This is a genomic window from Streptomyces sp. MUSC 14 (assembly GCF_001866675.1).
In the GTDB taxonomy this organism is placed as follows: Bacteria; Actinomycetota; Actinomycetes; order Streptomycetales; family Streptomycetaceae; genus Streptomyces.
The window spans coordinates 1-901 of sequence record NZ_MLYN01000168.1 but is presented as its reverse complement, the minus strand read 5'-3'; the positions used below and the strand labels follow the sequence as shown (position 1 = coordinate 901).

The window sequence follows — 901 nt, the reverse complement described above, 5'->3', positions numbered from 1 at the left end:
CCAGACCACCCTGACGACCGAACTCCACGAACGCACCCGGCGTCGACATCACCGTCACACCACCGGCCAGCGCCAGATCACACTCCCCCGACCGCAACGCCTGCACCGCCAGATGCAAAGCCACCAGCGAAGACGAACAGGCCGTGTCCACCGTCACCGCAGGCCCCTCAAGACCCAGCACGTACGACACCCGGCCCGACACCACACTCGCCGCACCACCCGTACCGACATACCCGCCGAAGTCACCCTCCGACATACCCAACAACGCCGGATAATCCTGACCGTTCGTCCCCGCGAACACACCCGTACGACTCCCCCGCAACGACCGAGGATCAACCCCCGCCCGCTCCACCGCCTCCCACGACACCTCCAACAACAACCGCTGCTGCGGATCCATCGCCAACGCCTCACGCGGCGACACCCCGAAGAACTCCGCATCAAACCCACCCACACCCGACAGGAAGCCGCCGTGTGCGGTGTGGCTGGCGTACGGGTTGTCCGGGTCGGGGGCGAAGAGCAGGTCGAGGTCCCAGCCGCGGTCGGTGGGGAAGTCACCGATGCCGTCACGCCCGTCGACCAGCAGATCCCACAGATCCTCGGGCGTCTCCACACCACCGGGGAAACGGCACGCCATACCCACGATCGCCACCGGCTCGTCCACCGCGACCACGGCCGCCCCGCCCAACGAGGCAACAACAGCGGCCCCGTCCCCGAACAACTCGCCGTAAAGGAAAGCTGCCAGAGCCTGCGGCGTCGGATGATCGAAGACCACCGTGGCAGGCAGCGCGACACCCGAAACCGCGGCCAGGACGTTCCGCAGCTCCACCGCGATCAACGAGTCCACACCCAGATCCCGGAACGCCCGCTCCACACCGACCTGCTCAGCACCCGCGTACCCGAG

1 protein-coding gene is annotated in these 901 nt (G+C 67.6%); it reads right to left on the bottom strand.

The genetic code is table 11. The features are described 5' to 3' along the window. A partial coding sequence (locus BIV25_RS46140) for a beta-ketoacyl synthase N-terminal-like domain-containing protein (protein WP_371273160.1) occupies positions 1-844 on the bottom strand: 844 nt, incomplete at its 3' end. Positions 845-901 lie beyond the last annotated feature (57 nt).